This window comes from Mycobacterium sp. TH-M106 (assembly GCF_057473765.1).
In genome coordinates this window covers 1-5,446 of sequence record NZ_JBYCLE010000246.1, presented here as the reverse complement: position 1 = coordinate 5,446, position 5,446 = coordinate 1, and the positions used below count along the sequence as shown (strand labels likewise).

Here is a 5,446-nt window from a genome sequence, read left to right as displayed (position 1 = left end):
GCAAGTAGCGGCCCGGCAGCCAATTCGGCAGCGGTAATAGCCGAAATCGCCATCTCGTCGGGGAGTGCGGCAACGACCGTCGGGTCGTGCCAGTCGACGACGACCGACGTGTCCACAAGACCGGATGTCACCTCAAAGACCCTGCTCGATCAACCGTTCGAGATCGGCGCGGAACTGACGATGATCGATGCGCACAGCGGCGCGGGCCAGCGACTCGACTTCGCCGCGAGGGATGAACGTGCGGCGCACGGCCCGCATCGGGCGAAGTTCGGCCACCGGTTCGCCATTGCGTGTCACGACGAGCGTCTCACCTGCCGCGACTGCGTCGATCACCTTCGCATTGTCATTGCGAAGATCGCGCTGCGCGATTGTCCTAGGCATGTGGTCATCGTAGCACAGTACGCTACAGTACGCTACAATACGCTACAGCCATGCCGCAGGGCATCAAAGGATCCCCGTAATAACGGAGCTAACGATGATGCTGATGCCTATTTGCGGATGATCTACCCTCATTCATCCGTATCTGTGTAAGGTTTGCTCCATGTTGAACGTGCGAATCCCGGCTGCGGGTGGGCTGTCGGCGGTCAGTGGCGACACCGGCGACATCGGCTGCACCGGCGGCACCGTATGGCCGCGGAACGATCGGCAGGCACCCGCGCGTAGGGTTTGTCGGGTGCGTAGCGAAGGTGACAGCTGGGATATCACCACCAGTGTCGGTTCGACCGCATTGTTCGTGGCCGCCGCCCGGGCGTTGGAGGCACAAAAGCCCGACCCGCTGGCCGTCGACCCGTATGCGCAGGTGTTCTGCCGAGCGGCCGGCGGGCAGTGGGCGGACCTGCTCGCCGGCAAGTGCCCCGACCATAGGCTGAAGAGCGCCGAATTCGGCGAACACTTCGTCAACTTCCAGGGCGCCCGCACCCGCTACTTCGACGACTACGTCCGCCGCGCCGCCGACTCCGGGGTGCGCCAGGTGGTGCTTCTGGCCGCCGGCCTGGACTCTCGCGCCTACCGGCTGTCCTGGCCGGATGCCACGACGATCTATGAGCTGGACCAGCCGCAAGTGCTGGCTTTCAAAAGCTACATTCTGGCCCAGCACGGTGCCCGGCCCAACGCTGAGCGCCGGGAGGTGGCGGTCGACCTGCGCGAAGACTGGCCCCAAGCGCTGCGCAACAGCGGCTTCGACCCGGCCAAGCCGTCGGCCTGGATCGCGGAGGGATTGCTGATCTATCTTCCGGCGGCAGCCCAGGAGCAGCTGTTCACCGGCATCGACTCGCTGGCCGGACCCGGCAGCCAGGTGGCCGTCGAGGACGGCGCACCGATGCCGCCCGAGGATTTCGCGGCCGCGGTCGAAATGGAGCGCAGTGCCGACCCCGACGATCACGGCCGCCGAATCTTCCATCAACTGGTCTACAACGAGCGGTGCGCGCCGGCGGACCAGTGGTTCGGCGAGCGGGGCTGGACCGCGACGGCGACCCCACTAGCGGATTATCTGCGCGGTGTGGGCCGGCCGGTTCCCGCGCCGGACTCCGAGGCGGGGCCGATGGTCGAACGCAACTGCCTGGTCACTGCCACCAGGGGATAACTCGGCAGTGTGGTGTATCGTGCACACCGGAGATATCGACAATCGTTTTCAACAGGAGCGCCGATTGGCTGACCTTGACCACTCGACAGTTAGCTTACGCAATGCTAACTTCAGCAAAGTTAGCTTAGGCAACGCTACTTTGAGAGGGCGGCGAGAGCATGGGTGACGCTGATGTCGGCCTCCTCGCGGCCCACACCGCCGCTGCTCGGGTGGATGAGGAGACCGTCAGCCGGTTCGCCACCTGTTGCCGGGCACTGGGCATACCGGTGCACCAGCGCCGACGCCCCGCCGACTTGGCCACCGCCCGGACAGGTTTCGCGGCGCTGACCCGCGTCGCCCACGACCAGTGCGACGCGTGGACCGGGCTGGCCGCGGCCGGTGACGACTCCGCGCCCGTGTTGAAAACGGTCTCACGGACCGCGGCCACCGCGGGTGTCCTGCAGCGGCGGCTGGACTTACCGCGCGGCGCATTGGGCTTTCGTTACGACACCGGCCTGTACCTGAGGTTCCGTGCCACCGAACCCGACGACTTCCACCTGGCGCACGCTGCCGTGCTGGCCAAGGAGGGCCGCTGCGCGGACGCCCACCGGCTGGTCGACGGCATCGCCGAACGCCGCCCCGGCTGGCACGACGCCCGCTGGGTCGCGATCGTTGTGCACTACCGCGCCCAGCGCTGGGCGGATGTGGTCAAGCTGCTCTCCCCGATCGTCAACGATCCCAGCCTCGACGAGTCCTTCGCTCACGCCGCCAAGATCACCCTGGGGATCGCACTGGCCCGGCTGGGCATGTTCGCTCCCGCGCTGTCCTACCTTGACGAGCCCGACGGTCCGGTCGCCCTCGCCGCGGCGGACGGCGCGCTGGCCAGAGGACTCGTGTTGCGCGCGGACGGCGACGAGGATACCGCCCGAGAGGTGCTGCAGGACCTGTACGCGGCCAACCCGGAGAACACCGAGGTCGAACAGGCGCTATCGGATGCCAGCTTCGGGATCGTCACCACCACCGCGGACCGCATCGACGCGCGCACCGACCCCTGGGACCCCGAGACCGAGCCCGAGCCGGGCGATTTCGTCGACCCCGGAGCCCAAGAGCGCAAGGCCGCTCTGCTGAAAGAGGCCGAGCGGGAACTCGGTGAGTTCATCGGCCTGGACAAGGTCAAAGACCAGGTGGCGAGGCTCAAGAGCGCGGTCGCCATGGAGTTGGTGCGTAAGGCGCGCGGGCTGGAGGTGGCGCAGCGCACCCACCACCTGGTTTTCACCGGGCCGCCCGGGACCGGCAAGACCACCATCGCCCGCGTCGTCGCGAAAATCTACTGCGGTCTAGGCCTGTTGAAGAAGGAGAACATCAAAGAGGTCCACCGCGCTGATTTGATCGGCCAGCACATCGGCGAGACCGAGGCCAAGACCAACGCGATCATCGACAGCGCACTGGACGGGGTGCTCTTCCTCGACGAGGCCTACGCGCTGGTGGCCACCGGCGCCAAGAACGATTTCGGCCTGGTGGCCATCGACACCCTGCTGGCCCGGATGGAAAACGACCGCGATCGGCTGGTGGTCATTATCGCCGGGTACCGCGCCGACCTGGATCGGTTCCTCGACACCAACCAGGGGCTACGGTCGCGGTTCACGCGCACCATCGACTTCCCGTCCTACAAGCCGACCGAGTTGATCGAGATCGCGAACTACATGGCCGGCAGGCGCGACAGCGTCTTCGAACAGTCCGCGCGCGATGACCTCGTAGCACTGTTCGCCCATCTGGCCGAGATGAAGAAAGCCGACAATGCCGGTGTCGAACGTCGCGGCCTGGATATCGCCGGCAATGGTCGGTTCGTCCGCAACATCGTGGAAAAGTCCGAAGAGGAGCGCGAATTCCGGTTGGATCACTCCGAACATGCCGAAACCGGTGAGTTCACCGACGACGAGCTGATGACGATCACCCACGTCGACGTCGCCAATACGGTGGGCTCGTTGCTGGAAGGCCTGGGTCTGGAGATGCCGGCATGAGCACCCAGCAGCCCGGCCCACCCGGGGAAGGCCGGCGGTCGTTCGCGTCACGCACCCCGGCCAACGACAACCCGGACCAGGTGGTCTACCGCCGCGGCTTCGTCACCAAGCATCAGGTCAGCGGCTGGCGGTTTGTGATGCGGCGGATCGCCGCGGGTGTCGCCCTGCACGACACCCGGCTGCTCGTCGAACCGTTGCGCACCCAGACCCGTGCGGTGCTGATGGGGGTGCTGGTCCTGGCCACCGTGGCGGCGGGCTGCTTTGCGTTCACGCTGATCTGGCCCAACCACGTGCCCGGCAATGACCCGGTGCTCTCCGACAAGTCCACCTCGGCCCTTTATGTGCGGGTCGGCGAGCAGCTGCACCCGGTGCTCAACCTGACCTCGGCGCGGCTGATCGTCGGTCGGCCGGTAGACCCTACCGTGGTGAAAAGCAGCAGGCTGGACGCGTTCCCGCGCGGCAACCTGGTCGGAATTCCCGGTGCGCCGGAGCGCATGGTGCAAAACAGCGCACGCGACGCGGACTGGACGGTGTGTGACGCGGTCACTCCTTCGCAGGCGGGTGGTGCCCCCGGTCCCGGCGTGACGGTGATCGCCGGGCCGCCGCACGGCGGCGGGGCGCGGGCCGGTGCCCTGGGGTCGCGCCGCGCGGTGCTCGCCGATGGTGGTGACAGTGGTGCGGGCGCCTGGCTGCTGTGGGACGGCAAACGCAGCCGTATCGACCTGGCGGACCGCGCCGTCACCAGTGCGCTTGGCCTCAGTGGTCCCGGTGTTGACGTACCCGCACCGCGCCCGATCGCGTCCGGATTGTTCAATGCCGTTCCGGAGGCGCCGGCGTTGACCGTCCCGGTGATCGCGGGCGCGGGAGGTAAGCCGCAGTTCGACCTGCCCGCGTCGGCAGCATCGGCGCCGGTGGGTGCGGTCGTGGCCGCCTACGCGACGGACAACACCATTAACACCATGCTGTACTACGCCGTCATGCCCGACGGGCTGCAACCCGTCTCCGGTGTGGTGGCGGCGGTGCTGCGCAATACCAACTCCTATGGCCTGGACCGGCCACCCCGGCTCGGCGCCGACGACATCGCCCGGCTGCCGGTGTCGCGAGCGCTGGACACCTCCCGCTACCCGGAGCAGCCGGTCAGCATCACCGACCCGGTTCGCGAGCCGGTGACCTGCGTGCGCTGGAGCAAACCCGCCGGGGCCAGCACCGCCGCCCTGGAGCTGCTGTCGGGCTCGGCACTGCCGCTGCCTGCAGGCATGAGCACCCTGGAGCTGGTCGGCGCCGGCGCGGGCGGGACCGCCAGTCGTGTCGCGCTGGCACCGGGCACCGGTTACTTCGTCGCGAACGTCAGCGGATACCCGTCTGCTCTTACTACCGGAACTGCGAGTGGGCCGCTGTTCTGGATCTCCGATACCGGCGTCCGGTACGGCATCAGCGCCGAGGCAGATAACGGGGTTGACGCCGGCCACGCCGACACAGCTTCGGCCCTCGGCTTGAGTCAGCCGGCGCTGGCTGTCCCGTGGTCGGTGCTCTCGCTGTTCGCGCCCGGCCCCACCTTGTCACGTGCCGACGCGCTGGTGGCCCACGATGGGCTGGCGCCGGATCAGCGAGGCGGCCGCCCGGCCGCGACGGGACCGGTCGGGGGTGAGACCCGATGAGCCGACTGATCTTCGAGGCCCGTCGCCGGCTCGCGCCGCCGCCGATCGACACGGGCACCATCACCGTCGAACCACCCCCAGAGCTGCCCCGGGTGGTCCCGGCATCCTTTTTGCAGCGGGCCTTGCCGGTGGTGATCGTGATCTTGATCGTCGGCATGGTCATCGCGATGGTCGCCACCGGGATGCGGCTGATCTCCCCGGTGATG

5 protein-coding genes are annotated in these 5,446 nt (G+C 67.7%); 4 read left to right on the top strand and 1 reads right to left on the bottom strand.

Features of this window, described 5'->3' with window-relative positions; genetic code table 11:
• Positions 1 to 132: 132 nt before the first annotated feature.
• Positions 133 to 381 carry a type II toxin-antitoxin system Phd/YefM family antitoxin gene (locus tag AC2VOP_RS08575; protein WP_486960569.1) on the bottom strand — a complete coding sequence of 83 codons (249 nt, stop codon included), beginning with the start codon at positions 379 to 381 and terminating at the stop codon, positions 133 to 135.
• A gap of 292 nt (positions 382 to 673) precedes the next feature.
• Here AC2VOP_RS08575 and AC2VOP_RS08570 point away from each other — a divergent pair, with 292 nt between their 5' ends.
• The 4 genes from AC2VOP_RS08570 to AC2VOP_RS08555 all read left to right on the top strand — a co-directional run.
• The gene (locus tag AC2VOP_RS08570) at positions 674 to 1,582 is read left to right on the top strand and encodes a class I SAM-dependent methyltransferase (protein ID WP_486960568.1); all 909 of its coding nucleotides are present in this window, start codon (positions 674 to 676) and stop codon (positions 1,580 to 1,582) included.
• A 158-nt stretch (positions 1,583 to 1,740) separates the two neighbouring features.
• Complete coding sequence (gene eccA, locus AC2VOP_RS08565) at positions 1,741 to 3,582, top strand: type VII secretion AAA-ATPase EccA (RefSeq protein ID WP_486960567.1); 1,842 nt, start codon at positions 1,741 to 1,743, stop codon at positions 3,580 to 3,582.
• Positions 3,579 to 5,240 carry a type VII secretion protein EccB gene (gene eccB / locus AC2VOP_RS08560; RefSeq protein ID WP_486960566.1) on the top strand — a complete coding sequence of 554 codons (1,662 nt, stop codon included), beginning with the start codon at positions 3,579 to 3,581 and terminating at the stop codon, positions 5,238 to 5,240. Before eccA ends, eccB begins: the two co-directional genes overlap by 4 nt.
• Positions 5,237 to 5,446: hypothetical protein (locus AC2VOP_RS08555; protein ID WP_486960565.1), on the top strand; the 210-nt coding region annotated here is incomplete at its 3' end. The genes eccB and AC2VOP_RS08555, both read left to right, overlap by 4 nt.